We start from the raw sequence: 23,503 nt of genomic DNA, 5'->3' as shown, positions 1-23,503 counted from the left end.
TTCTTCAGAAGCGCAGCAGCCCTTGGCGTGCCACACGCACCAGGTCAGCGATAAGAGCCGGGGCATGCTCAGCCGAGGGCGACTGCACCACGGCCAGGTCAAACCGGTCGTCCGCCACGTGCGCCAGGCCTTGGCCGGGGTCCATGAACCGTACCGAAAACGGCGTGGCCTTGCCATGGCGCCGGGGCCAGCCATCCAGGTAGCGCAACAGCGTGGGCTGATGCTGGCCAATCAACAGGATGCTGGGGACATGAGAGGTAAGCACAGAACCCGGCAGCGGGGCCAGGCAGCAGACGGGGCGTGGGCAACTCATTGGCGGGGTACTCCACCTCACGGGTTTCGCGGGCGGGTGCGAGGTAACACCGAGCCAGCGCTTTAGCGGTATTTCAGGCGATGAACAACGCCCAGGCGCCCCGCAAGTAGCTGTCTAAATCGGCGCATGTGTCTGATCCTAGTAGGGGCAGGTTTGAGAGTCAATATCGGCATTACCTGCGCTCCAGGCTGTCGCGTGCCCGGTCGAAGGCCAAGTAGTATTTGTTCACGTTGTTCACATATCGCACTGGCGCCAGCCCTACGTTCTCCATGGCAACCCGCTCTACCTGGAAGAACCAACGGTTAGGGTCCAGCCCACGCTGCCTGGCCTGGGCGCGAAACCGCTGTACGCGCTCCGGCCCCATGTTGTAGGCCGCCAATACAAAGGCCATACGCTCGCGCTCATCCATGCCCTTGGCATTGAAGAAATTGCGCCGGATAAGGGCCAGGTACCGGGCAGCAGCTTTCACGTTATCGTCCAGTTCAGCCACACTCTTCACCCCCACCCGGCGTGCGGCGGCAGGGGTGATTTGCAAGGGCCCGCTGGCACCGCCACCACCACGGGCGTCCGGCTCCAGATCTGACTCCTTGTAGGCCAGTGCAGCCAGGTCCAACCAGTCCAGGCCCTGCTGCCGGGCATTGCGTTGCAGCACAGGGCGCAGGGTTTCCAGGCGCTCGCGGTCGTCCCGGTGCAGGGGGTATTGGGTTTGATACAGCCCGCGCCAGGCGTCGAGCAGGTCCTTGTCCTGATTAACCGGTGCTCGGTACTGCCCCAAGAACTGGCGCACACTATCGCTTAACTGAGGGGCGCCCTGGCGCACGTACCAGCTCATGGGCGTGGGTGCGCGAAAGGGTACGCGCCGTTCGATGCGCAGGTCCGGCATCAGCTTCACCCAGCGCTCGGCAATGGGTTGCTCCACTAACGTAAGGCCGTATACCCCAGCGCTGACCATGTCCAGCACATCCTCAACCCCCAGGGTGGGGTCTGCCCACTCCACCACCATGGGGGCTTTGTGGCGTGCGGCCAGTTGGGCATTGGCCTGCTTTACGGCTTCCTGGGCCGCACTGCCGGCCACCAGCACCACGTGCTTGCCGGCCAGCTGGTCCAGGCGGGTCACGGCACGGTGCTTGCGAGGCTGCACCAGTACCAGCACGGTGCTGGCCACCGTGGTGGCAGCCTCTACGGCCTGGCCATAGGTATCGGCTGGCAGGGCTTCGCCTGGTGCAGCCAGGTCTGCCTCGCCGCGCTGCAGGGCCGCCAGTAGTTGGCCCTTAGGGCGCGGTACGGCCTTAAGGCGAACCTGTGGGTGCCGCCCCGGCTGGGCATTGAGGTAGTGTTCGAACGCTTGCAGGCGCTGGTCTTCAGTGCCCAACGCTTCGCCCGCTACGGTGGTGGAGCTGTTACGGCTCTGGTTCACCACCACCCTGAGCACTTTGGCCTGGCGGATCTGCGCCAGGTCGCGTGCAGGGGGAGCGGCATGCCGAGGCTCAGCCAGCGCAGCGGTACAGGTGAAGACGAAAAGCGCGAGTGTAGCCAGGGTCAATCCCTGGCCAGCAGCAGGACCTTTCATGTGTGCTCCGAGGTTAAAAGCCACCCCCAGGCGCGCCGCCTGAGAACTACCAAAACCGTGCGGGCCAAGCCTGCAACGGGTTTTATTGTTTGAAATCCAGGTTTGGTATGCTTTCCGGCCTCAGCCTGAAAGGAGCCACCATGCAACTCATCGACATCGGCGTCAACCTGACTCACTCGTCATTCGACGAGCAGCACGCTGCGTTTATAGCGCGGGCCGTGGCGGCCGGTGTAGTGCAAATGGTCATTACCGGCACCAGTGCCGAGGTCAGCGAGCAGGCCATTGAGTTGGCCGAACGGCTTGACCCCGAGGAAAAGCAGCTGTTTGCCACCGCCGGCGTTCACCCTCACGACGCCACGGCCTGGAACAGCGATACAAGGCGACGTATCGATGCCTTGCTGCGCCATTCGCGGGTACGCGCCGTTGGCGAATGCGGACTGGATTTCAACCGGGACTTTTCTCCCCGCCCCCAGCAGGAGAAAGCGTTCGAGGAGCAATTGGCACTTGCCTCAGAGCATCAGCTACCGGTATTCCTGCATGAGCGAGAGGCCGTGGCACGGATGCTTCCTATTCTGGCCGAGTGGCGCGATCGCCTGACCCATGCGGTGGTGCACTGCTTTACGGCCGACCGCGAAGCCCTGTTCGCCTACCTGGACCTGGACCTTCATATCGGCATCACAGGCTGGATCTGCGATGAACGCCGTGGCAGCCATTTGCATCCCTTGGTGGGCAGCATTCCTCGCGGCCGGTTGATGCTGGAAAGCGATGCGCCTTGGTTGTTGCCTCGTACCCTGCGCCCAAAGCCTAAAAACGGCCGCAACGAACCGGCCTACCTGCCCGAAGTGTTGAAGGCGGTAGCTGAGCATCGCCAGGAATCCGAGGCGGATGTGGCAGCCCATACCACGGCATGCGCCCGGGCATTTTTCGGGCTGCCTGAACCTATCTGAAAAACGGCCATTGCCCGTTCGCCCCTTGAACGAAACTTTCAAACCAGCTATGGGGCCCATAGAGAACTGTGATTCGCGTGGAGCACGTCAGTTGGCTACGCTTCAAACATGAATCATTCGCATCCCTGATGGAGCCAGATCATGCTTAGACGCCTCGCTTGCCGTACTGCAGGTCGCATGCCCGCCGATAACCTGTTGGCCACCGCCACGCCTGCTGCGGCCTTGTTCACCTTCCCACTGTTGCTGATTGCCATCGCACTGGTTGGCTTAGGTATCGCTACTCACAGCGCCCCCTCAGCGGCAATCGGCGCTATTTGCCTGGTAGCGGCCCTTAGCAAACCCAAGGCTGCACATTCTCGTTAACAAGGATCAGCCAGGGTGTGGGTAGCGATGCGCCGTGCGTAGCCCTCTTTCCAGCCTGGCGAGTGCCAGCGTTGCCAGACGCTTGGCTCCAGTGTCACCCCCGTAGCGGAAACGGCTGAATGCCTCAATGAACGCCTTTATCTCTGCGGTGTGATCAGGAAAAGCTAACACAGCACGCGCCGCAAAATCATGAGGCCCCTCACCTGAACGGGCGCGCAGCCCTTTGCGAGCCAATACGCGCTCAAAGCGCCGGTACAGTTTAAGCTCAGGGTCAACCACCCGCCGGCCGGGCCGAAGCAGGACCAGCGCCAGTAGTGCCAGTGTTCCACCACCTGCAACCGGTAGCAGCCAGCTTGTAGCGCCTGCAAACCACCGGCTCAGCCACTGTTGCTGCTGGGCTTCCTGATACCCCAGTACCCAGCGCTCCCACCCGTAGTTAAGGTTCTCCCATCCCAGGCGCACCTCGTTAAGCCATTGAAAATGGCGGTAGCGCAGGGCTGAGAAAGGTGACGCGCTTAGAAAAGGCTCGTCGGCGGCCAGGGCCTCGGCCAAGCCGGCCTCCACCCGCTGGGGCGCTACGGCGGCCGTAGGGTCGGCCTGGGTCCAACCACGGCCTGCTACCCAGTATTCAACCCACGCATGGGCGTCGTATTGGCGCACGCTCAGGTACCCGCCGCGGGGGTTGAATTCGCCACCCTGGTAGCCCATCACAATCCGGGCAGGCACCCCCATGCTGCGCAACAGGAACGTCAGCGCGCCTGCGTAATGGAGGCAGAAGCCACGGCGGCTCTCAAACAGAAAACCATCGATGCTATCAGCGCCCAAGGGCGTAGGCCGCAGGGTGTAATGAAAATCCTGCTGGTTGAACAGGTGCAACACCGCCTGTACCTGCTGATCAGGCGACGGATTGCCATGGGCCAGGGTTTGGGCCAGTGCTCTGCTCCGGGCGTTCCCGGCCTGCGGCAGCGCCAAGGCCTGGCGACGAGCAGCCTCGCTTAAAACAGGCTCACGCAACGCCTGTGGCCAGCCCGTGGCGTCATAGCTGAACGCCTGGTCGATGGGCCGGGAACGCTGCCAGCGAAGGTCGTACCCTTGCCGAGCATCGGCGCTCTCCAGGCGGCTGGTGTCCAGCATGAACAACCAGGGCTGATGGCTCGCCTCCTGAATCACTCGGTAGCGGTAGGCAGAGCCTTGGGGCTGCCACTCGGGCGCCGTGCGTACCGCCCCCGGATCGCTCTGGGTCCAGCGTGTACCGTCGAACCGGTCCAACGCCAGGGCACGCCAGTACAAGGCCTGGCGAGGGGGTAAAGGGCCTTCGAATGCCACCCGGAAAGCCAGTTCTGGCGACTGTGCCAACTCGGCAATATCGCCTGGTGCAACGGTATCACTCAGCCCGGTGCTTGCGCGGTCTCCTGGCATGGGCAATGACCACAAGGGGCCAATCCGGGGAAAGAGCACAAACAGCACCAGCAGCAACGGCAGGGCCTGGCCGATAAGTAGCCCGGCGCGCTTCAACGGCAGGGTCCAGTTCATGGACGCCGACGGCAGCTCCAAAGCAATCAAGGTGGCCAGCAAGGCACTCAGTGGTAGCAGGCTATAAAGCGCCCATGGCAGGCTGGCGTCAAACAGGTAACCAACGGCGAGGCAGAAAAACCCCAGCATAACCACCACCCGCACATCCCGCGGGGCTTGCACTTCCAACAGTTTCAGCACTGAAGCGGCCACCAGCAAGGCGGCGGCGAACTCCAGGCCGATGACCGTGCCTACGGCGCGGTAAAGGCCGGCCACCATGGCAACCAGCAGAACCCCTTTGACCACCCAGCCTGGGGCGCCGCGCCCTCGGCGCTCTACCCAGAGCCGCCAGCCACTGCACGCAAGCCACAGGCCCAGCAGCCATACGGGCACATTGGGCCATAACGGAACCAGCACCAAGGCTTCGGCGCCCAGCAGCCAGTGCAGTGCACTGCGCGGCAGGTCCGGTACCCTGGCCACCGTACTCATAGCCCTTCCATCGCCAAGGCATACAGGCACGCGTCTCGATGTGGCTCACCCGTAGCGGTGGCCAGCGAGGTACTGGTCAGGTGCAGGGAAAACGACTCGCCCCGGCTGCTCAGCGCCAGCACCCAATGACACAATACGGACAGCCGCTGTTCAAGCGGCCCTTCAAGGACAGCGATGTCCAAAGCCACGTCCTGCCCGCGCACCTCTGCAAACGACTTGATCAGCAATGCCTGGCCTTTGGAAAACGCCTTCCAGTGCAGGCGCCGCCACGAGCCTCCCGGCCGATAGGCTTGCAGGCCCTGAAAATCATCTACCCCTGTGTCCAGCACATGCCAACCGTGATCCTCGGCATCACCGGCCGGCCCGTGACGTGGGGGCAACACAGCCGGCTGGGGCGCGGGGTACACCAGCACCTGCTGGCTCAGGTCAACCCAGCTCCAGGCCCGTAGCAACCCCAGCGGGAAACGCGTTTCCAAGCGAATGCGCGGCGCAGCCATCCAGCCCCGGTGTGGTGCTGCCAGCCCCAGTGTGATGCGCTGCGCCTGCCCCACTGCCAGGTCCAGGCGCTGCAATTGCGCCTTGGACCATCCCACGTAGACGGCTAGGTGCGGGCGGCCCTGGCTTTCCAGCATCAGCCCGAACTGAGCCGCTTCATGGGCGAACACAGGGGCCGGTGCCTGTGCTCTGATCCACAACCCGCTCAGGTTGCGATACGTATGCAGCATGGCGACCACAAACAGACCCGCCAGCGTAAACGCGAGCGCATAGGCCATGCTGTTCTGATAGTTGATGGCTGCCAGCAACACCAGCGCCAGGGTGACGAAAAAACCGTAGCCTGCGCCGCTGGGCAGAATGTAGATCCGCCGGTGGTCCAGCACAACGTCTGGGGCCGGGGGCGAGCGGCGGGCTTGCCAGGCCGCAACCCGCTGCCGCCAGTGCGTGGTCACAGGGCCGGCACCTCTCGCAACAGCCACTGCACCAAGGCACCGCCCTGCTGGCTGCCGGGGTCGGTACGGTCACGCAGGCGATGGCCAGCCACAGCGGGAAGTACGGCTTGAATGTCTTCGGGTATCACGTATTCACGTTCATCTAGCAGGGCCCACGCACGGGCTGCAGACAGCAGGGCCAGGCTGCCACGGGGTGACAGGCCCATAGCGAAATGAGGCTGGGTACGGGTGGCCTCGGCCAGGCGCAGCACATAATCCACCACGGCTTCGCTGACCCGAATGGCTTTGGCGCGGACCTGAATGGCCGCCAATTGTTCAAGGTTCAGCACAGGTGCCAGGCGTGGCAGCATGTCCCGCCGCGCTTCCCCCAATAGCAACGCGCGCTCGGCCGCGTGGGCCGGGTAGCCCAAGGACACACGCATGAGAAAGCGGTCCAGTTGAGACTCAGGCAAAGGGAAGGTGCCACCCTGGCTGGTGGGGTTTTGCGTGGCAATCACGAAGAAAGGCTGTGGCAGTGGGCGTGTAGCGCCCTCTATGGTCACCTGCCCCTCTTCCATGGCCTCCAGCAGCGCACTCTGGCTTTTTGGGGTTGCACGGTTGATTTCGTCCGCCAGCACCAACTGGGCGAAGATGGGGCCAGGGTGAAAGGCAAACTGGCCACTGTCCTTGTCAAATACAGAGGTGCCCAGGATATCCCCCGGGAGAAGATCGGAGGTGAACTGGATACGTTGAAAGCCCAACCCCAGTACTCTGGCCAGGGTATGGCTGAGCGTGGTCTTGCCCATGCCGGGCACGTCTTCGATCAGTAAATGGCCGTCGGCCACCAGGCAGGCCAAAGCCAGGCGTATTTGAGTGGGCTTGCCCAGCACTATCTGGTTAACAGCCCTAAGGCAAGCCTGCAGTGAATCGGCCATCGGTACCTCTGCGCTACTGCCAAAGGCGCGCTACCCTGCGGGCGGGAGCGGAGTGGGTATAAGCCCTACCGCCCTTCGCGAGACTCACGGATATAGAAGCGCGCCTTTTCGGCTTTGGTGGTACAACCTTCGAAGGCTTCGAACTGCTGCTGGGTCTTGGCGCCGGTCAATAGCGACAGGGCTTTGGAATAGCTCACGGTGCCCGCAAACCCTTCGGCCTTGGCAACATCCAGTTCATGCCAGGCGGCATCAAGCTGGGTGCCGCAGCTTTCACGGTAAGCGGTTTTACCGGCGCAACCGGTGATCAGTACAGCGAGCAAAGGCAGGCAGACCCAGGCTTTCATTAATTCGAACACTCCAGAAAAGAGACAGCGTGCAGATAAGACGGTAACGCCCATGAAAAGTGCCAGCCATGCAGAACCCTGGCAGTCGCGGGGCGAGGTCAGCGGCGGCATAGTATACGGCTCAAAGGACACCCAAGCGGAGGCACCGTGACAAAGAAAACCGTGGCATTGGTGCTGGGCGCAGGGGGTGCCCGTGGTTACGCGCACATAGGTGCCATCGAAGAGATCGAGCGCCGTGGGTATGCCATCCGCTGCGTTGCCGGCTGTTCAATGGGCGCGGTGGTGGGCGGCATCTATGCCGCGGGCCGGCTGGACGAGTACCGCCAATGGATCGAGCGCCTGGACTACCTCGATATCCTGAGGCTGGTAGATGTGAGCTTCCGCATGGGCGCCATTCGCGGAGACAAGGTGTTCGGGCAGATCCGCCGGTTGCTGGGCGACCTCAACATTGAGGACCTTCGGATTCCCTACACGGCAGTGGCCACCGACCTGACCCACCAGAAAGAAGTGTGGTTTCAGGAAGGCTGCCTGCACCAGGCCATGCGGGCATCAGCCGCCATTCCCAGCTTGTTTACGCCGGTAATGATCGGCAACCGCACGCTGGTCGACGGCGGCCTGCTCAACCCGCTGCCCATTGTTCCCGTGGTGGCCAGCCATTGCGACCTGGTGGTGGCCGTCAACCTCAACGGCACCAGCGCCCTGCCCTATGAAATACCGATGATTGAACGGCCTGCGGCGTTTCGCAGCCGTTTCGACCGGTTGCTGGAGTCCCTCAATTCGCGACTGCCTTCGCGCCGACGGCAGGCCCAGGCAGTGTTGCAGATGGAGCGCAATATACTGTCACCCACCAGCATGGCACCTGGCCCATGGTTCCCCGAAGACCTGTGCGAACCTTTGCCTGAGATCCCGGTGCAGGCTTTCGCGCACGGTGCCGATGAGCAGGTGGTTCGGGTGCGGCCGCGGCGTCGACCGCCGTTGCCCGACCCGGACGAAACCGCACCGACCTCAGCCACTGATGCCGTAGTGGTCGATGCCGTGGGCCCGGCCTCGTTGCTGGACCTGGTCAACCAGAGCTTCGAGGTGATGCAAACGTCATTGGCCCAGTACAAGATCGCCGGCTACCCACCGGATGTGCTGATCGAAGTGCCCAAGCGGGTCTGTCGCTTCTTCGAGTTCTACAAAGCCCCTGAACTGATCGCCCTTGGCCGACGTATCGCCAGGGATGCCTTTGACCGGTATGAGGGGCGGCGCTAGCAAGGGCAGCAATATCAGCTAGGCCCTGATAGGGCTAGGCTGTGTATGAAATGTTCTGACGCGAAGGTCAGGCAAGGCGAAAACAGCTGAGGAAGCGGAGTTTACTGGTTGTAAATGAGCATTCCGAAGCTGTTTTCAACGCAGCATCACCGAGTGTCAGGACTTTTCGGGCATAGCCTCCATCAAGCGGTAACCTACCCCCGGCTCCGTCTGTATATACCGCGGGCTGGCCGGATCGTCGCCCAGCTTCTGGCGCAGGTGCCCGATAACGATGCGCAGGTAGTGGGTGTCCTCCACATGGCTCGGCCCCCAGATCTCCACCAGCAGTTGGCGCTGGGTAATCACCCGCCCTGGATACTGGGCCAATTGCGCCAGCACGGCGTACTCCTTGCGCGTGAGGCTCAAAGGCGAACCGCCCAACGTCACGCGGCGGCTGGCCAGGTCCACGGCCAATTCGCCCAGCAGCACCGTAGCAGGCTCCCCAGGTGCCGAGGCGGTGCGTCGCAACAAGGCCCTCACGCGGGCCAGAAACTCCTGGATGCCAAAGGGTTTGGTCACATAGTCATTGGCGCCGGCGTCCAGCGCCTGCACCTTCTGCACTTCGCTGGCCCGCACAGACAGCACCAGCACCGGCACCTGGCTCCACTCGCGCAGTTGAACCAGAACCGCCTGGCCATCCATGTCGGGCAGGCCCAGGTCCAGCACCACCAGGTCCGGCCCGTTCAAGGCCGCCTGTTCAAGCCCGGCAACACCGGTGGCAGCTTCTAGCACTTTGTAGCCCTGGGAGCCCAGGCTGATGCGTAGGAACGCGCGAATCTGGGGTTCGTCGTCGATCACCAGTACCTTGGTGGGGTCAGGCATGTTCAGGCTTCACTCTGTGCAACCGGAGGCGGATGAAGCGGCAAGCATAAGGCGATGCGCGTGCCCAGGCCATCATCACCTTCACTGACCGTCACTTGCCCGCCATGGGCGCCCACCATGCCTTGGCAAATGGCCAGGCCCAGCCCGGTGCCCTGCCCACCCCGGTCGCCACGGGCGGCCGTGTAAAACATGTCGAAGATACGCTCGCGCTCCGCTTCTGGAATGCCTGGGCCCTGATCGATAACGGCCAGGCACAGGCGATCACCCTCTTGGGTGGCTTCCACTTGCAAGCGCCCACCCGGTGGTGAAAAGCGGGCAGCGTTTTCCAGCACATTGATCAGGGCCTGCTCGATCAACGCAGGGTGAACCCACAGCAGGGGCAGCTCGGCAGGCACCCGAACCTCCACCGCCAGCGGCGCCAACACCGAACGTAAGCGCTGCACAGCTGCACCCACCAACTCGCCGGGGGCGATCCAGTCTCGGGCCAGGGTCAGTGCCCCGTGGCCCAGCCGGGTCATGTCCAGCAGGTTCTGGATATAGCGGTCCAGCCGCTCGCACTCCAGTCGGGTGCTCTCCAGTAATTGCTCCCGGTCACTGGCCGACAACAGGCTGCCCAGGGTCTGCAGGCTTTCGATACTGCCGCGCATGGCGGTCAGCGGGGTACGCAGGTCATGGGATACCGAGGCCAGCAAGGCACTGCGCAACTGCTCAGTCTCGCCATGCAACCGTGCCGCTTCCAGCTCCTGGGCCAGGTTGGCCCGCGCCAGCGCCTGTGCCAGGGGTTGCGCAAGGGCCATCACACGCTGCCGCCGTTGCTGGCTGACGGCCTGCTGGCCTGACGCCGCTAGCCCGATCAGGCCCAGAGTTCGGCCATTAGCCACCAGGGGCCACCACCACCAGCGCCCGCCTGGCAGCGTACCTGTGCCCTGCCCTGCTGGCTGGCCATGTTGCCAGGCCCAGTCAGCGGCAGCCTGCTCGGTTGCCTCCAGGGTGACCAGGGCGGCATTTGAACCCAACAGGCGACGTTCAGGGTCGCGCGACAGCACACAGGTCCCTACCTCTGACCAGCGAGCCAAGTGAACACGGGCTACCTCGAAGACCCCTTCAAGGTCACTGGCCGCTGCCAAGCCACGGGACAGGTCCAACAGGTCTGTGGTATCGGCCTGGGTATCGCGCAGGGCTTGCACTTGGTGGCGCTGCCGACCGGCCAGCTGACCGGTGAGTGTGGCCATGATCAAGAAGAACACCAGCGTCAGTACATCCTGCTCCCGTTGAATGGCCAGCGAAAAGTGCGGCGGAATGAACAGCAGGTCGTACAACAGAAACGACGCCAAGGCGCAGACCAATGCAGGCCCCGTGGCACTGCGAATGGCCACCAGCAAAACGGCGGTCAGAAAGATCAGCGACACATTGGGCAGTTCCAGCCAGCCCGGCACGGCGCAGGCCACCAAGCCCGCCACGCCGGCGGCGACCAATGCCCACAAGTAAGCCGCCGGGCGCCGCGACGGCGACATTCGCTGGACCTTGGGCCGGGCAATGGCCGGATCACGCTCAAGCACCGACAGCTCCACTGTAGGCCCCAGACGCAGCAGGCGGCTGGCCACCCCACGCCGCCAGCCGCGGGTGCGCGCCGTTTGCCCTACCACCAGCACGCTGGCCTGGCGCTCGCGTGCATGCTCCAGCAGCGTGCGCGCCGGGTCGGCTCCGCGCAGGGTGACCACCTCAGCGCCCAGGCGCTCAGCCAGTTGCTGGGCCGTGGACAGGCGCTGGCGGCTGGCTTCGTCACTCGGCCTGCCGGTGTCCACGTGCACCACGCTCCACGGCAGGTGGCGACGCTGGGCAACCAGGCTGGCATGGCGTACCAAGCGGTCGGCGTCGCCGTCCGCCTCTATGCCCACCAGCAGCCGCCCCCGCAGCCGGTTGGCACCAGCCACCGGGCCGAACACGTGCTGGCCTGCATCGACCTGTGCCGCGGCTGTTTGCAGGGCCAGCTCGCGCAGGGCTGTAAGGTTGCGGGGTGAGAAAAAGGCTTCGATGGCCGCACGGGCCTGTTCAGGCACGTACACCTTGCCGTCACGCAAGCGTTCCAGTAGGTCGTGAGGGGGTAAGTCGATCAACACCAGCTCGCTGGCGCTCAATACCAGCCAGTCCGGTACGGTTTCACGTACCTGCACGCCGGTGATACCCCGTACCCGATCATTGAGGGATTCCAGGTGCTGGACGTTGACGGTGGTGTACACGTCGATCCCGGCGGCGAGCACTTCCTGCACGTCTTGCCAACGCTTGCCGTGACGGCTGCCGGGTACGTTGTCATGGGCCAGCTCATCGATCAGGGCCAGTTGTGGCTTGGCCTGCAGCAGTGCATCCAAGTCCAGCTCTTCTAGCCAGCGGTCGCGGTACTGCACCCGGCGCAGCGGCAGCCGCGTCAGCCCTGTGAGGCGGGCTTCGGTCTCGGCCCGGCCATGTGTGACCACCATGGCCGCCAGCACCTTGACGCCCTGGCGCTGCCGGTCCTGCGCCGCTTGCAACATGGCGAAGGTCTTGCCTACCCCGGCGGCAGCGCCAAGGAACACCTTCAGGCGCCCCTGGCCAGGTACCGGTAAAGCGGCCAGCAGCGCGTCGGCCTGTTCGGAGTTGGTCACGTATACCCCTTGTGTGTGGTCAGCGCGCTGACGTTAACGCATCCAGCGCCAGGTTCAACCCCAGCACATTGATCACTGGCGGGCCAAACAGCGGCTGGCGCACCTGGTTCATCGCCAGGGTATGGACCTGGTCTTCGGCCAGCCCACGGGCCTTGGCGACTCGCGCGACCTGGTACAGCACAGCAGCCGGGGGCAGGTCCGGGTCCAGCCCGCTGGCCGAGGTGGTCAGCAAGGCCAAGGGCACCGGGCCGGCCGCAGTGTTATACAGCGAGGCCACGCTAGCCTGTACCCGCGTCGCCAGGGCCGGGTTGGTGCTGGCCAGGTTGCTGGCAGCACTGGACACCGTCGCGAAATCCCCCGCCGAGGGGCGTGGCTGGAACCACTCAGGCCCTGTGAACGGCTGGGCCAACAGTGCAGAGCCTCGAACCTGGCCCTGGGCATCATGCACCAGGCTGCCCCCGGCCTGGGCGGAAAACCCCAGGCGGGCGACGGCTGTCACGGCCAGTGGGTAAGCCACACCGGTCAACACGGTCATGATCAGCAGAAGGCTCAGGGCAGGACGTATAAGGGTCAACATTGCGTTCTCTCCACGAAACAGCATCACACTAGGCCCAGGCCAGTCAGTATCAGGTCAATCAGCTTTATACCCACGAACGGTACGATCAGCCCGCCGACGCCGTAGATCAACAGGTTGCGGCGCAGCAGGTGTGCAGCGCTGCGTGCCTGCACCTTCACCCCACGCAGGGCCAGGGGCACCAGCACAATAATGATGAGCGCGTTGAAAACGATCGCCGACAGAATGGCGCTCTGGGGTGTAGCCAGGTGCATCACATTGAGCAGGTTCAGCGAGGGGTACACGCCGGCGAACAAGGCGGGGAGGATGGCGAAGTACTTGGCCACGTCGTTGGCCACCGAGAAGGTGGTCAGGGCACCTCGGGTAACCAGCAATTCCTTGCCCACCCGTACCACGTCCAGCAGCTTGGTGGGGTCGCTGTCCAGGTCCACCATGTTGGCGGCCTCACGCGCGGCCTGGGTGCCTTCGTTCATGGCCACCCCCACATCAGCCTGCGCCAGCGCCGGTGCATCGTTGGCGCCGTCGCCACACATGGCCACCAAACGCCCCTGATCCTGCTCCAGCCGAATGCGCTCCAACTTTTTCTGCGGCGTGGCTTCGGCAATCATGTCGTCCACGCCGGCCTGGGCGGCAATGGCTGCCGCCGTAAGCGGGTTGTCTCCGGTCACCATCACCGTGCGAATGCCCAGCGCGCGCAGGGCCGCGAAGCGTTCGCGAATGCCGGGCTTGACCACGTCGGTCAGCTCGATAGCCCCTAGCAGCTGGTTGTCCTGGCTGACCAGTAACGGTGTACCGCCCTGTTGGGCAATGCGGTCGATCTCCCGGGCCAAGGCGCCGGGCAATTCACTGCGCTGGCTGCCGATAAAGCCCAGTACGGCATCCACCGCGCCTTTGCGGTAGCGAGTTGCGCCCAGGTCCAGGCCTGACAGACGAGTTTCGGCAGTGAACGGCACGCTGGTGCCGCCCATGGCGCCGCTGAGGTCACGGCCCACGAACTGCAGAACGGATTTACCCTCGGCGGTGGTGTCTGCCAGGGACGCATAAGCCGCGCCTTCTTCCAAAGTGGCCTTGGCAATGCCAGGCGCCGTGATCAGTGCCGTGCAGCGGCGGTTACCAAAAGTGATGGTGCCGGTCTTGTCCAGCAACAGCACCTGCACGTCGCCCGCCGCTTCCACGGCCCGGCCAGATTTGGCAATGACGTTCAGCCGTACCAGCCGGTCCATGCCGGCGATACCGATGGCCGAGAGCAACCCGCCGATGGTGGTGGGTATCAGGGTCACCAGCAGCGCCATCAGGTAGATCAGCGGCAGTTCCCCTCCTGAAAACCGTGCAAACGGCTGCAGGGTTGCCACCACAATGATGAAAATGAGCGTCAGGCCGATCAGCAGGCTGTCGAGGGCGATTTCGTTAGGGGTTTTCTGCCGGCGTGCGCCTTCCACTAACGCAATCATGCGGTCCACCGTGGACTCGCCCGGATTGCTGGTGACCCGCACCAGCAGCCAGTCCGATACCAGCCGCGTGTTGCCGGTCACCGCCGAGCGGTCCCCGCCGGATTCCCGAATCACCGGGGCAGACTCCCCTGTAATAGCAGCCTCGTCCACTGCAGCGATGCCTTCGACCACCTCGCCGTCAGCAGGGATCATTTCCCCCACCTCGACCCGTACCATATCGCCGATACGCAGGCTGCCGGCGGGCACGGTTTCCATGGCACCGCTGGTGGTACGCCGGCGGGCCATCAGGCCTTGGCTGCCGCTGCGCAGGCTGTCGGCACGCGCCCGCCCACGGCCTTCGGCCAAGGCTTCGGCGAAGTTGGCAAACAGCACGGTAAACCATAGCCAGAGCGCCAGTTGCGCCCCGACCCCGGCACTGACACCGCTGTCAGGCAGCAGGCACAGCACGGTCGTGGCCACGGCGGTAATGGCCACCACCAGCATGACCGGGGAGCGGCGCAACTGGCGTGGGTCCAGCTTTACGAACGCCTGGCCCAGCGCTGGCAACCACAGGTGTTTAAGGGTGACGCCAGTGGCCGGTGTTGCGGCAGCCACCACGGTCGGTTCAAGCGGCAGGTTCATGGCGAGTTCTCAAAAGGCGTGGGTCAGTTGGTCGGCGATGGGGCCCAGCGCCAGTGCAGGAAGGAAGGTCAGACCGCCTACCAGCACAATGGTCAGGGTCAGCAGCGCTACGAACAGCGGGCCATGGGTAGGGAAACTGTCGATGCCGGCAGGGGCGGGCTTTTTCGCGGCCAGGCAACCGGCCAAGGCAATCACTGGGATGATGTAACCGAAACGCCCGATCATCATGGCCAGGGCCAGCAACAGATTGTGCACGGCGGTATTGGCGCTCAACCCGCCGAAGGCCGAGCCATTGTTGGCGGCGGCCGACACATAGGCATACAGCAGCTCACTGAAGCCATGGGGCCCAGGGTTGCTCAACCCCGCCGGGGTGCTGGGCAGGGCCGCGGCCAGGGCTGCAGGCAGCAGTGTGGCTACGGGCATTACCAGCAGGGTCGCCACCAGCAAGCGCACTTCAGTGGCCTGCAATTTCTTGCCTAGGTATTCCGGCGTGCGGCCGATCATCAGGCCTGCCAGGAACACGGCCGTAAGCACAAACAGCAACATGCCGTACAACCCGGCCCCTACCCCGCCGAAGATGACTTCCCCCAACATCATGTTGACCATGGCCACCATGCCAGCCAACGGGTTGAGGCTGTCATGCATGCCATTGACCGAGCCATTGGACGCTGCCGTAGTGATGACGGCCCACAGCGTGGTGGCGGTGGTGCCGAAGCGGCTTTCCTTGCCTTCCAGTGAGGGTTCCAAAGCAACGTTGGCCGCCGACAAGGCCGCGTTGGGCTGGAATTCGGCCCACAGCGCCACGCCTGCTCCTACGGCCAGCAGCACTAGCATGCTGGCCAGGATCGCGCGGCTCTGGCGCAGGTCTTTTACGTAGTGCCCGAACATGAACACCAGTGCGGCTGGGATGCTCAAGATAGCCGCCAGCTCGAACAGGTTGCTCAACGCGGTAGGGTTTTCAAACGGGTGTGCTGAGTTCACCCCAAAGAAGCCACCCCCATTGGTGCCCAACTGCTTGATAGCAACCTGGCTGGCTACCGGGCCCAAGGGAATGAGCTGGTCGGCACCTTGTACCGTGACGGCTGGCACGTAGGCCGAAAACGTTTGTGGCACGCCCTGCCATACCAGCACCACGGCAAATACCAGGCACAGCGGCAGCAGGCCATACAGGGTGGCACGGGTGAGGTCTGCCCAGAAATTACCCAGGCTGGCACCGCCGCGGCTGGCGATGCCACGGCACAGCGCCGCCAGCACGGCCAGGCCCGTGGCCGCGCTTACAAAGTTCTGCACTCCCAGGCCGGCCATCTGGCTCAGGTAACTGAGCGACGCTTCGCCACTGTAGGCTTGCCAGTTGGTATTGGTCACGAAACTGACCGCTGTATTGAGTGCCAAGGTCCATTCAAGGCCCGGCAAGTGCTGCGGGTTAAGAGGCAGCCACCCTTGGAGCATGAGTAAGGCAAACAACAGCGCAAGCCCGGCCAGGTTGAACGCCAGGAGTGCGCCCAGGTAGGCACGCCAGTTCTGCTGCCGCGTCGGGTCGATGGCCGCCAGGCGATAGCAGCCCCGCTCCACAGGCCCCAGCACCCGACCCACGACCGTAGGCTGGCCTTCCATCACGCGAAAATAAAACCGCCCCAGCCAGGGCGCCGGCACCAGCACCAAGGCCGCTACGCCAATGATGAGCCAATAATCATAGCTGTGCATGATGGCTGCTCCTGTACCGCACCTTTGCGCTCATCAACCTCTCCTTCGAGGTCACTCTTCAAGGCAGCTATTGTTAAGGCTAGGGCTGTAAAGGAACGAGATGCCAGGTGCGGCTGGGGCGTAAAGACCGCGTAATGTTTGCGCCCGGCGTCAGGTTCAAGCCGGTTGTATCAAGGCCGATACATTCAGGAAACCCACAGGACATGCCAGCCCTTCAGACTAGGAGCATGCTGTACCGGCGCTGCACCCGCGCTGCACCCGCGCAGGCCCGGCAGGTGCCCATGCAGCCCTTTTCTTACACACACCGCCGGCCAAGGGCCCGGTGCCCAGGCAGACGACCTTCCATGACAACCTCTGAATCAACGCCCGTACCCACCTTCGGTCTTACTTCCGATCTTGACCGGCTTTCTGAACTCGAAGATGACAAGCGCTGGAATACTCGTGCCCTGATCGTCGATGACGACGTGCCGATCCGCGAATTGTTGATCGATTACCTGGCCCGCTTCGGCATTCTTGGGGTGGGCGCCAGCGACGGAGAAGCCATGCGCCAGGCATTGAGCCAGAGCACGTATGACGTGGTGGTGCTGGACCTGATGTTGCCCGGTGAGGACGGACTGGCGCTGTGCAGGCAATTGCGTGCCGAATCCGACATTCCGATCCTGATGCTCACGGCGCGTTGCGAACCCACCGACCGGATCATCGGTCTGGAGCTAGGTGCCGATGACTACATGGCCAAGCCCTTCGAGCCCCGTGAACTGGTAGCGCGCATTCAAACCGTGCTGCGCCGCGTGCGTGATGAACGTACGGAGCCACGCGGCAACTTGCGCTTTGACAATTGGCGCCTGAACAGTGTGCTGCGCCAATTGACCTCGGCCAGTGGCCTGGTCGTTCCCCTGAGCAACGCCGAATTTCGCTTGCTCTGGGTGTTCCTGGAACGGCCACGGCGCGTCTTGAGCCGTGAACAATTGCTCGATGCGGCCAGGGGGCGCTCCATCGAAGCCTTCGACCGCAGCATCGACCTGCTGGTGTCGCGGCTGCGCCAGAAGCTGGGCGATGACCCCAAGGCGCCTCAGCTGATCAAGACTGTGCGGGGTGAAGGCTACCTGTTCGACGCTCGGGACATTGGCTGATGCGTAACGCCGATACGCTGTTCGCCCGGTTATTCGGTGTGTCCGTGATTGCCATTCTTCTGGCTCACTTGCTGGCCTTGGTCTGGTTTCATTACTACGGGGTCCCGCCGCCGCCCGGCTGCCCACCGCCCTTTTCTGAGCCCATGCCTTCACCAGGCACGGCAGGGTTTTCTGGCCTGCCGGGGTCATGGCCAAGCGGCTCGGGGCCTGAAGGGCCATTTAAACCTTGTCGTGAACGCCACGTCTTCGACGGGCCTATCGTGCCGCTCACCTTCCAGATCATTACGCTGGTGATCGCGGCCTGGTGGGGTGCGCGCTACCTGTCACGGCCCATTCGCCGCTTCAGCGAGGCTGCTGAGCGCCTCAGCGAAAACCTGGACAGCCCGCCCATGGCGGAAACCGGACCTGTAGAGGCCCGCAAGGCCGCCCATACGTTCAACCAGATGCAGCAGCGTATTCGCGAACAGGTGCAACAGCGTGCCCGTATGCTGGGTGCGGTGTCCCATGACCTGCGCACGCCCCTGTCCCGGTTGAAGCTGAGGCTGGAGCAATTGGGCGATGAGAAGCTGCAAATGCAGATGCGTCAGGACCTGGACGACATGATTGGCATGCTGGACGCCACCCTGACTTACCTGCATGAACAACGGACCAGCGAAGCCCTGCAACTATACGATGTGCAGGCACTGGTGGAGTCGCTGTGTGAAAACGCCCAGGATAACGGTTTGCCCGCTGAGGCAAGGGGAAACTGCACGCCCCTGCGTACCCAGCCCATGGCGCTGCGCTCGTGCCTGAGCAACCTGCTGGACAATGCCCTGCGCTACGGGGGTGCAACACAGGTTGAGCTGGCCGACGGGCCTACTCACATCATCATTCGGGTGATCGATCATGGGCCTGGTATCAGCGCCGAAAAACGCGAAGCTGTGTTCGAGCCCTTCTTCCGGCTGGAAGGCTCACGCAACCGTAATTCCGGCGGTGTGGGGCTGGGCATGACCATTGCGCGAGAGGCTGCTCAACGGCTCAATGGCAGCCTGGCGCTCGACGAAACACCTGGGGGCGGCCTGACGGCTATCGTGCGTTTGCCAAGGCTTTAAGATACCCAATGCACACATCGGCTTCCCGGTAGCCCTTTATTAGAACCACACCGAATGGCAGACGAAAAAAAACGACCCGAAGGTCGTTTTTTTGAGGCCCGAAACCGTTCAACGTTTCGAACCAAAGATGGCGCAGCGGACGGGACTCGAACCCGCGACCCCCGGCGTGACAGGCCGGTATTCTAACCGACTGAACTACCGCTGCGTATCGCTCAGGCTTTCGCCCGAAGTGAAACTGGCTGACCGAAGCGGGGTGGTTGCTTCGATCTCAGATGACGCCTGAACGACACCTGGAGAAAAATGGCGCAGCGGACGGGACTCGAACCCGCGACCCCCGGCGTGACAGGCCGGTATTCTAACCGACTGAACTACCGCTGCGCGTCGGTGGACTTTCATCCGCTCTAGAATCAGAGCACTTCGAAGTGGTGGGTGATGACGGGATCGAACCGCCGACCCTCTGCTTGTAAGGCAGATGCTCTCCCAGCTGAGCTAATCACCCGTGTACTGCGTCGAAGTGGTGCGCATTTTGGCGATGGGGCGACTGTAAGTCAATACCCTGCTTGAAGTTTTTTTCAAAAAGCCTGAATTAAGTTCGAAGCCTCCCGCTGCGCTTGAGGTTTAGGCGTAAATCATCTTGCGGGTCATGCCGCCGTCCACGATCAGCTCCTGCCCCGTCACGAACGCTGCCGTAGGCGACAGCAGCCAAGCCACTGCGGCTGCTACGTCTTCTACGGTACCTACGCGCCCAGTGGGATGCTGTGCATGGTCGGTGTCCGTCAGCGGTTCGGCGCGGCGCTGGGCCGGATCACGGGCGTCGATCCAGCCGGGGCTTACTACGTTGACCCGGATTTCCGGGGCCAGGCTGATTGCCAGTGCGTGACTGAGTGCCAGCACTCCACCCTTGCTGGCGGCATAGGCCTCCGTATCGGGTTCAGACTGATGGGCGCGGGTAGAGCACAGGTTCACAATGGCTCCGTTGCGTGCGCGCAGGTAGGGCGCGCAATGCCGGGCCAGCAGCATGGTGCCGGTGAGGTTTACGTCGATCACCCGCTGCCAGCGCGACAATGGCAGGCTTTCGAGCGGGCCATTGTGGGCATGGGTTATTGCCGCATTGCACACCAAGGCGTCTAGCCGCCCGAAACGTGCCAGCGCCTGAGCCACCCCGGCAGCGACCTGCTTGTCATTGGCCACGTCCATAGTCACGAAGGCGGCGCTTTCACCCAAGGCCTCGGCAATCACCGCGCCCCGCTCCGCGTCCACGTCGGCCAGTACCACTTTCCACCCTTCCACCAGCAGCCAGCACGCGACGCCCAGGCCTATGCCACGCGCAGCCCCTGTAACCAGCGCCACCCGTGCGTCGCGAAAGCCGCTACGCGCAATTTCGACAGGAATCACAGGGCTGCCAGGCCCCGGGCCAGGTCTGCCTGCAGGTCTGCCAGGTCTTCCAGGCCCACCGCCACGCGAATAAGGCTGTCACGGATGCCGGCAGCGTCACGCTCCTGTGGCGACAGGCGCCCATGGGACGTAGTGGCCGGGTGGGTGATAGTGGTTTTGCTGTCGCCCAGGTTGGCGGTGATGGACACCAGACGGGTGGCGTCGATGAATGCCCATGCCCCTGCCTTGCCGCCCTTTACCTCGAAGCTCACTACTCCGCCAAAGCCGCCGTGCATCTGGCGCTTGGCCAGGGCGTGCTGAGGGTGGCTTTCCAGGCCTGCGTAGTGCACCTTTTCAATGCCTGGCTGCTGCTCCAGCCATTCGGCCAGTGCCTGTGCATTGGCACAGTGGGCACGCATGCGCAGCTTCAAGGTTTCCAGCCCTTTGAGGAACACCCACGCGTTGAACGGGCTGAGGGTGGCGCCTGCCGTACGCACCACGCCTACCATTTCCTTCATGTGTTCGGCACGGCCTGCCACCACACCGCCCATGCAGCGGCCCTGACCATCGATGAATTTGGTCGCCGAATGCATCACGATGTCTGCCCCCAGCTTCAGCGGCTGTTGCAGGGCGGGTGTGCTGAAGCAGTTGTCCACCACCAACAGCGTGCCTTTGGCATGGGCGATCTCGGCCAGCGCAGCAATATCCACCAGCTCGGCCAGTGGATTGGAGGGTGACTCCACGAACAGGAACCGGGTGTTTGGCCGGATGGCCTGCTCCCAGCCTGCGAGGTCAGCCAGCGGCGCGTAGCTCACTTCAATGCCAAAGCGCTTGAAGTATTTGTCGAACAGGCTGATGGTCGAGCCGAATACGCTTTGGGAGATCAATACATGATCGCCCGCACTGCACAGCCCCATGGCCAGGCCCGTAATGGCGGCCATGCCCGTGGCGAAGCCGACAGCCTGCTCTGCGCCTTCCAGCGCCGCGATACGCTCTTCGAAAGAACGCACCGTGGGGTTGGTATAACGCGAATACACATTGCCCGGCACATCCCCGGCAAAACGGGCAGCGGCATCGGCTGCCGTACGAAACACATAGCTGGAGGTGAAGAACAGCGGGTCACTGTGCTCCCCTTCCGGGGTGCGATGCTGGCCTGCTCTCACTGCCAGCGTGTCGAACCCTACGCCGTCCAGGTCGCTGTCGAGGCGCCCTGCGTCCCAATCCTGGCTCATGCTCGGTCCTCTCAGTTGTTGTACAGGTCGATGATGGCGCTGGCCGCCTGTGGCCGGACCTTGGCGGTATCGTTACGCGCCGTGTCGATCTTGCTCAGGTAGGTGGCATCGATATCGCCGGTCACGTACTGGCCATCGAACACGGCACAATCGAAGTGATCGATCTTCACCTTGCCCCCGCCCACTGCATCGATCAGGTCGGGCAGGTCCTGATAGATCAGCCAATCGGCACCGATAAGGTCCGCCACTTCCTGGGTACTGCGGTCGTGGGCAATCAGTTCATGGGCACTTGGCATGTCAATGCCATACACGTTCGGGTAACGCACTGCCGGGGCGGCCGAGCAGAAGTACACTTTCTTGGCACCGGCCTCGCGAGCCATTTGGATGATCTGCTTGCAGGTGGTACCGCGGACGATGGAGTCATCCACCAGCATCACGTTCTTGCCGCGGAATTCCAGCTCGATGGCGTTGAGCTTCTGGCGCACGGACTTCTTGCGGGCTGCCTGGCCCGGCATGATGAAGGTCCGGCCGATGTAACGGTTTTTCACAAAGCCTTCGCGGAATTTCACGCCCAACTGGTTGGCCAGCTCCAAGGCCGATGTGCGGCTGGTGTCCGGAATTGGGATAACCACGTCGATGTCGTGGGCTGGGCGCTCGCGCTGGATTTTCTCGGCGAGCTTTTCACCCATGCGCAGGCGGGCCTTGTACACCGAGATACCGTCGATGATCGAATCCGGCCGTGCCAGGTACACATGCTCGAAAATGCAGGGGGCATACTTGGGGTTCGGCGCGCACTGGCGGGTGTGCAGTTGGCCTTCTGCGGTGATGTAGACGGCTTCGCCGGGGGCCAGGTCGCGAATGAGCGTAAAGCCCAGCACGTCCAGGGCCACGCTCTCGGAGGCGATCATGTACTCCACCCCGTCATCGGTCTGGCGTTGGCCGAACACGATCGGGCGAATGGCGTTTGGGTCCCGGAAACCGACAATGCCGTAGCCGGTGACCATGGCCACCACCGCATAGCCACCCCGGCAACGCTTGTGGGTGTCCTTCACGGCCGCGAACACATCCTCTTCGGTGGGCTGCAGCTTGCCGCGAACGGCCAGCTCGTGGGCAAACACGTTCAGCAGCACCTCGGAGTCCGAGCTGGTGTTGACATGGCGCAGGTCGGACTCGTAGATCTCCTTGGCCAACTGCTCCACATTGGTAAGGTTGCCGTTGTGGGCAAGCGTGATCCCGTAGGGCGAGTTCACATAGAACGGCTGCGCCTCGGCGGAGGTGGAGCTGCCCGCGGTGGGGTAGCGCACATGGCCGATGCCCATGTTGCCCACCAGCCGCTGCATGTGCCGCTGCTGGAACACATCGCGCACAAGGCCGTTGTCCTTGCGCAGGAATAACCGGCCCTCATGGCTGGTCACAATACCGGCAGCGTCCTGGCCGCGATGCTGCAAGACGGTCAACGCGTCATACAGCGCCTGATTCACGTTCGACTTACCGACGATACCGACGATGCCACACATGCGACGCAACCCCTACTTAGTGAACCTGAACGGACCCCTGCTCATGCGCCTTGGGCGCTGGCAGTAGGTGCTCCTTGAACGGAATCTCGACCGGCGAACTGACCCCGGCCGCCAGCCATTGACTGCTCATCCCCAAAATGAGGTTCTTTGACCAGTCTGCAACCAGAAGAAAACGCGGTAACAACTGAGACTGCTGCCACCAAGGGTCCTGCTGAACCGGCCCCAAGCTAAGCAACCCTGCAGCTACCACCACCAGCAGGCCACCCCGGGCTGCACCGAACACCATGCCCAGGAAGCGGTCGGTGCCGGAAAGGCCCGTGACGCGAATCAGCTCGCCAATCAGGTAATTGACCATCGCGCCGACCAGCAACGTAGCCACGAACAGAATCACGCAGCCGGCAATCACCCGGGCCGACGGCGTTTGAATATAGTTCTCGAAGTACTGCGCCAGGCCGCCGCCAAACATCCAGGCCACGGCACCTGCCACTATCCAGGTGACCAGCGAGAGGGCTTCCTTGACGAAGCCACGCTTCAAGCTGATCAGTGCCGAGACAGCGACGACCACGATGATCGCCCAGTCAACCCAGGTAAATGCCACGTTTCGGCCCGCAGACGTATAAGGCCGCGCATTTTAGCAGACAGGAAGGTTCCGG

At 63.2% G+C, this 23,503-nt stretch carries 20 protein-coding genes and 3 tRNA genes; 5 read left to right on the top strand and 18 right to left on the bottom strand.

All coding sequences use genetic code 11. The features are described from left to right. Positions 1 to 4: 4 nt before the first annotated feature. Positions 5 to 313, bottom strand: a complete 309-nt coding sequence (locus tag ACSAMW_RS21210; protein WP_500591945.1) for a class I SAM-dependent methyltransferase — start codon at positions 311 to 313, stop codon at positions 5 to 7. A 172-nt stretch (positions 314 to 485) separates the two neighbouring features. Then, a complete protein-coding gene (locus tag ACSAMW_RS21205) occupies positions 486 to 1,883 on the bottom strand; it encodes an MltF family protein (RefSeq protein WP_500591944.1) in 1,398 nt (465 codons plus the stop codon). 140 nt (positions 1,884 to 2,023) lie between these two features. Between ACSAMW_RS21205 and ACSAMW_RS21200 the strand changes: the two genes are divergently transcribed. Together ACSAMW_RS21200 and ACSAMW_RS21195 are read left to right on the top strand one after the other, a co-directional pair. Beyond that, positions 2,024 to 2,830 (top strand): TatD family hydrolase, encoded by an 807-nt coding sequence (locus ACSAMW_RS21200; protein ID WP_500591943.1) that lies wholly within the window; start codon positions 2,024 to 2,026, stop codon positions 2,828 to 2,830. A gap of 141 nt (positions 2,831 to 2,971) precedes the next feature. Continuing rightward, entirely contained in the window at positions 2,972 to 3,193 is a 222-nt protein-coding gene (locus ACSAMW_RS21195) for a hypothetical protein (protein WP_500591942.1), read from the top strand. A 6-nt stretch (positions 3,194 to 3,199) separates the two neighbouring features. Here ACSAMW_RS21195 and ACSAMW_RS21190 read toward each other — a convergent pair whose 3' ends face one another. From ACSAMW_RS21190 to ACSAMW_RS21175, 4 genes are all read right to left on the bottom strand, one after another. Continuing rightward, the gene (locus tag ACSAMW_RS21190) at positions 3,200 to 5,194 is read right to left on the bottom strand and encodes a transglutaminase TgpA family protein (protein ID WP_500591941.1); all 1,995 of its coding nucleotides are present in this window, start codon (positions 5,192 to 5,194) and stop codon (positions 3,200 to 3,202) included. Further along, on the bottom strand, positions 5,191 to 6,141 hold the full coding sequence (locus ACSAMW_RS21185; protein ID WP_500591940.1) for a DUF58 domain-containing protein: 951 nt from the start codon (positions 6,139 to 6,141) through the stop codon (positions 5,191 to 5,193). The genes ACSAMW_RS21190 and ACSAMW_RS21185 overlap by 4 nt, the downstream gene beginning before the upstream one ends. After that, on the bottom strand, positions 6,138 to 7,055 hold the full coding sequence (locus ACSAMW_RS21180) for an AAA family ATPase (RefSeq protein ID WP_500591939.1): 918 nt from the start codon (positions 7,053 to 7,055) through the stop codon (positions 6,138 to 6,140). The genes ACSAMW_RS21185 and ACSAMW_RS21180 overlap by 4 nt, the downstream gene beginning before the upstream one ends. A 65-nt stretch (positions 7,056 to 7,120) precedes the next feature. After that, entirely contained in the window at positions 7,121 to 7,399 is a 279-nt protein-coding gene (locus ACSAMW_RS21175; RefSeq protein WP_168081518.1) for a hypothetical protein, read from the bottom strand. 147 nt (positions 7,400 to 7,546) lie between these two features. Here ACSAMW_RS21175 and ACSAMW_RS21170 point away from each other — a divergent pair, with 147 nt between their 5' ends. After that, positions 7,547 to 8,653 carry a patatin-like phospholipase family protein gene (locus ACSAMW_RS21170; RefSeq protein ID WP_500591938.1) on the top strand — a complete coding sequence of 369 codons (1,107 nt, stop codon included), beginning with the start codon at positions 7,547 to 7,549 and terminating at the stop codon, positions 8,651 to 8,653. A 156-nt stretch (positions 8,654 to 8,809) separates the two neighbouring features. Here the strand turns inward: ACSAMW_RS21170 and ACSAMW_RS21165 are convergent, their stop codons facing one another. Genes ACSAMW_RS21165 through kdpA form a run of 5 tightly spaced genes read right to left on the bottom strand, consistent with a single transcriptional unit; the run spans position 8,810 to position 16,506 of the window. Then, complete coding sequence (locus ACSAMW_RS21165; protein ID WP_500591937.1) at positions 8,810 to 9,514, bottom strand: response regulator; 705 nt, start codon at positions 9,512 to 9,514, stop codon at positions 8,810 to 8,812. Positions 9,515 to 9,516: 2 nt separating this feature from the next. Then, the gene (locus ACSAMW_RS21160; RefSeq protein ID WP_500591936.1) at positions 9,517 to 12,156 is read right to left on the bottom strand and encodes an ATP-binding protein; all 2,640 of its coding nucleotides are present in this window, start codon (positions 12,154 to 12,156) and stop codon (positions 9,517 to 9,519) included. 19 nt (positions 12,157 to 12,175) lie between these two features. Further along, positions 12,176 to 12,733 carry a potassium-transporting ATPase subunit KdpC gene (gene kdpC / locus ACSAMW_RS21155; protein ID WP_500591935.1) on the bottom strand — a complete coding sequence of 186 codons (558 nt, stop codon included), beginning with the start codon at positions 12,731 to 12,733 and terminating at the stop codon, positions 12,176 to 12,178. Positions 12,734 to 12,756: 23 nt separating this feature from the next. Then, positions 12,757 to 14,802 (bottom strand): potassium-transporting ATPase subunit KdpB, encoded by a 2,046-nt coding sequence (kdpB, locus tag ACSAMW_RS21150; protein ID WP_500591934.1) that lies wholly within the window; start codon positions 14,800 to 14,802, stop codon positions 12,757 to 12,759. A gap of 9 nt (positions 14,803 to 14,811) precedes the next feature. Further along, complete coding sequence (kdpA, locus tag ACSAMW_RS21145; RefSeq protein WP_500591933.1) at positions 14,812 to 16,506, bottom strand: potassium-transporting ATPase subunit KdpA; 1,695 nt, start codon at positions 16,504 to 16,506, stop codon at positions 14,812 to 14,814. Positions 16,507 to 16,850: 344 nt separating this feature from the next. On the opposite strand from kdpA, the gene ACSAMW_RS21140 reads away from it, so the two are divergent. Next, complete coding sequence (locus ACSAMW_RS21140; protein ID WP_500591932.1) at positions 16,851 to 17,636, top strand: response regulator; 786 nt, start codon at positions 16,851 to 16,853, stop codon at positions 17,634 to 17,636. Then, positions 17,636 to 18,727 (top strand): sensor histidine kinase, encoded by a 1,092-nt coding sequence (locus ACSAMW_RS21135; protein ID WP_500591931.1) that lies wholly within the window; start codon positions 17,636 to 17,638, stop codon positions 18,725 to 18,727. The genes ACSAMW_RS21140 and ACSAMW_RS21135 overlap by 1 nt, the downstream gene beginning before the upstream one ends. 128 nt (positions 18,728 to 18,855) lie before the next feature. Here the strand turns inward: ACSAMW_RS21135 and ACSAMW_RS21130 are convergent. The 7 genes from ACSAMW_RS21130 to ACSAMW_RS21100 form a co-directional block, all read right to left on the bottom strand. Continuing rightward, positions 18,856 to 18,932, bottom strand: a tRNA-Asp gene (locus ACSAMW_RS21130). A gap of 96 nt (positions 18,933 to 19,028) precedes the next feature. Beyond that, positions 19,029 to 19,105 (bottom strand) — tRNA-Asp (locus ACSAMW_RS21125). A gap of 45 nt (positions 19,106 to 19,150) precedes the next feature. Continuing rightward, a tRNA-Val gene (locus ACSAMW_RS21120) sits at positions 19,151 to 19,226 on the bottom strand. Positions 19,227 to 19,345: 119 nt separating this feature from the next. Beyond that, positions 19,346 to 20,119, bottom strand: a complete 774-nt coding sequence (locus tag ACSAMW_RS21115) for an SDR family oxidoreductase (RefSeq protein WP_500594097.1) — start codon at positions 20,117 to 20,119, stop codon at positions 19,346 to 19,348. Continuing rightward, positions 20,119 to 21,333 (bottom strand): O-succinylhomoserine sulfhydrylase, encoded by a 1,215-nt coding sequence (locus ACSAMW_RS21110; protein WP_500591930.1) that lies wholly within the window; start codon positions 21,331 to 21,333, stop codon positions 20,119 to 20,121. Before ACSAMW_RS21110 ends, ACSAMW_RS21115 begins: the two co-directional genes overlap by 1 nt. A gap of 11 nt (positions 21,334 to 21,344) precedes the next feature. After that, positions 21,345 to 22,850, bottom strand: a complete 1,506-nt coding sequence (purF, locus tag ACSAMW_RS21105; protein ID WP_500591929.1) for an amidophosphoribosyltransferase — start codon at positions 22,848 to 22,850, stop codon at positions 21,345 to 21,347. A 16-nt stretch (positions 22,851 to 22,866) separates the two neighbouring features. Further along, positions 22,867 to 23,448, bottom strand: coding sequence for a CvpA family protein (locus ACSAMW_RS21100; RefSeq protein ID WP_500591928.1), 582 nt, complete (start codon positions 23,446 to 23,448; stop codon positions 22,867 to 22,869). Positions 23,449 to 23,503 lie beyond the last annotated feature (55 nt).

It is taken from the genome of Pseudomonas sp. AB39(2026), from assembly GCF_059831485.1.
The sequence above is the reverse complement of the archived record's forward strand: the minus strand, read 5'-3'. Positions and strand labels throughout refer to the sequence as shown.

Excerpts from the sequence above, each read along its gene's own strand:
- ACSAMW_RS21210 (WP_500591945.1), bottom strand. The coding sequence starts at position 313 with ATGAGTTGCCCACGCCCCGTCTGCTGCCTGGCCCCGCTGCCGGGTTCT.
- ACSAMW_RS21205 (WP_500591944.1), bottom strand. The coding sequence starts at position 1,883 with ATGAAAGGTCCTGCTGCTGGCCAGGGATTGACCCTGGCTACACTCGCG.
- ACSAMW_RS21200 (WP_500591943.1), top strand. The coding sequence starts at position 2,024 with ATGCAACTCATCGACATCGGCGTCAACCTGACTCACTCGTCATTCGAC.
- ACSAMW_RS21195 (WP_500591942.1), top strand. The coding sequence starts at position 2,972 with ATGCTTAGACGCCTCGCTTGCCGTACTGCAGGTCGCATGCCCGCCGAT.
- ACSAMW_RS21190 (WP_500591941.1), bottom strand. The coding sequence starts at position 5,194 with ATGAGTACGGTGGCCAGGGTACCGGACCTGCCGCGCAGTGCACTGCAC.
- ACSAMW_RS21180 (WP_500591939.1), bottom strand. The coding sequence starts at position 7,055 with ATGGCCGATTCACTGCAGGCTTGCCTTAGGGCTGTTAACCAGATAGTG.
- ACSAMW_RS21175 (WP_168081518.1), bottom strand. The coding sequence starts at position 7,399 with ATGAAAGCCTGGGTCTGCCTGCCTTTGCTCGCTGTACTGATCACCGGT.
- ACSAMW_RS21165 (WP_500591937.1), bottom strand. The coding sequence starts at position 9,514 with ATGCCTGACCCCACCAAGGTACTGGTGATCGACGACGAACCCCAGATT.
- kdpC (WP_500591935.1), bottom strand. The coding sequence starts at position 12,733 with ATGTTGACCCTTATACGTCCTGCCCTGAGCCTTCTGCTGATCATGACC.
- kdpB (WP_500591934.1), bottom strand. The coding sequence starts at position 14,802 with ATGAACCTGCCGCTTGAACCGACCGTGGTGGCTGCCGCAACACCGGCC.
- kdpA (WP_500591933.1), bottom strand. The coding sequence starts at position 16,506 with ATGCACAGCTATGATTATTGGCTCATCATTGGCGTAGCGGCCTTGGTG.
- ACSAMW_RS21140 (WP_500591932.1), top strand. The coding sequence starts at position 16,851 with ATGACAACCTCTGAATCAACGCCCGTACCCACCTTCGGTCTTACTTCC.
- ACSAMW_RS21135 (WP_500591931.1), top strand. The coding sequence starts at position 17,636 with ATGCGTAACGCCGATACGCTGTTCGCCCGGTTATTCGGTGTGTCCGTG.
- ACSAMW_RS21110 (WP_500591930.1), bottom strand. The coding sequence starts at position 21,333 with ATGAGCCAGGATTGGGACGCAGGGCGCCTCGACAGCGACCTGGACGGC.
- purF (WP_500591929.1), bottom strand. The coding sequence starts at position 22,850 with ATGTGTGGCATCGTCGGTATCGTCGGTAAGTCGAACGTGAATCAGGCG.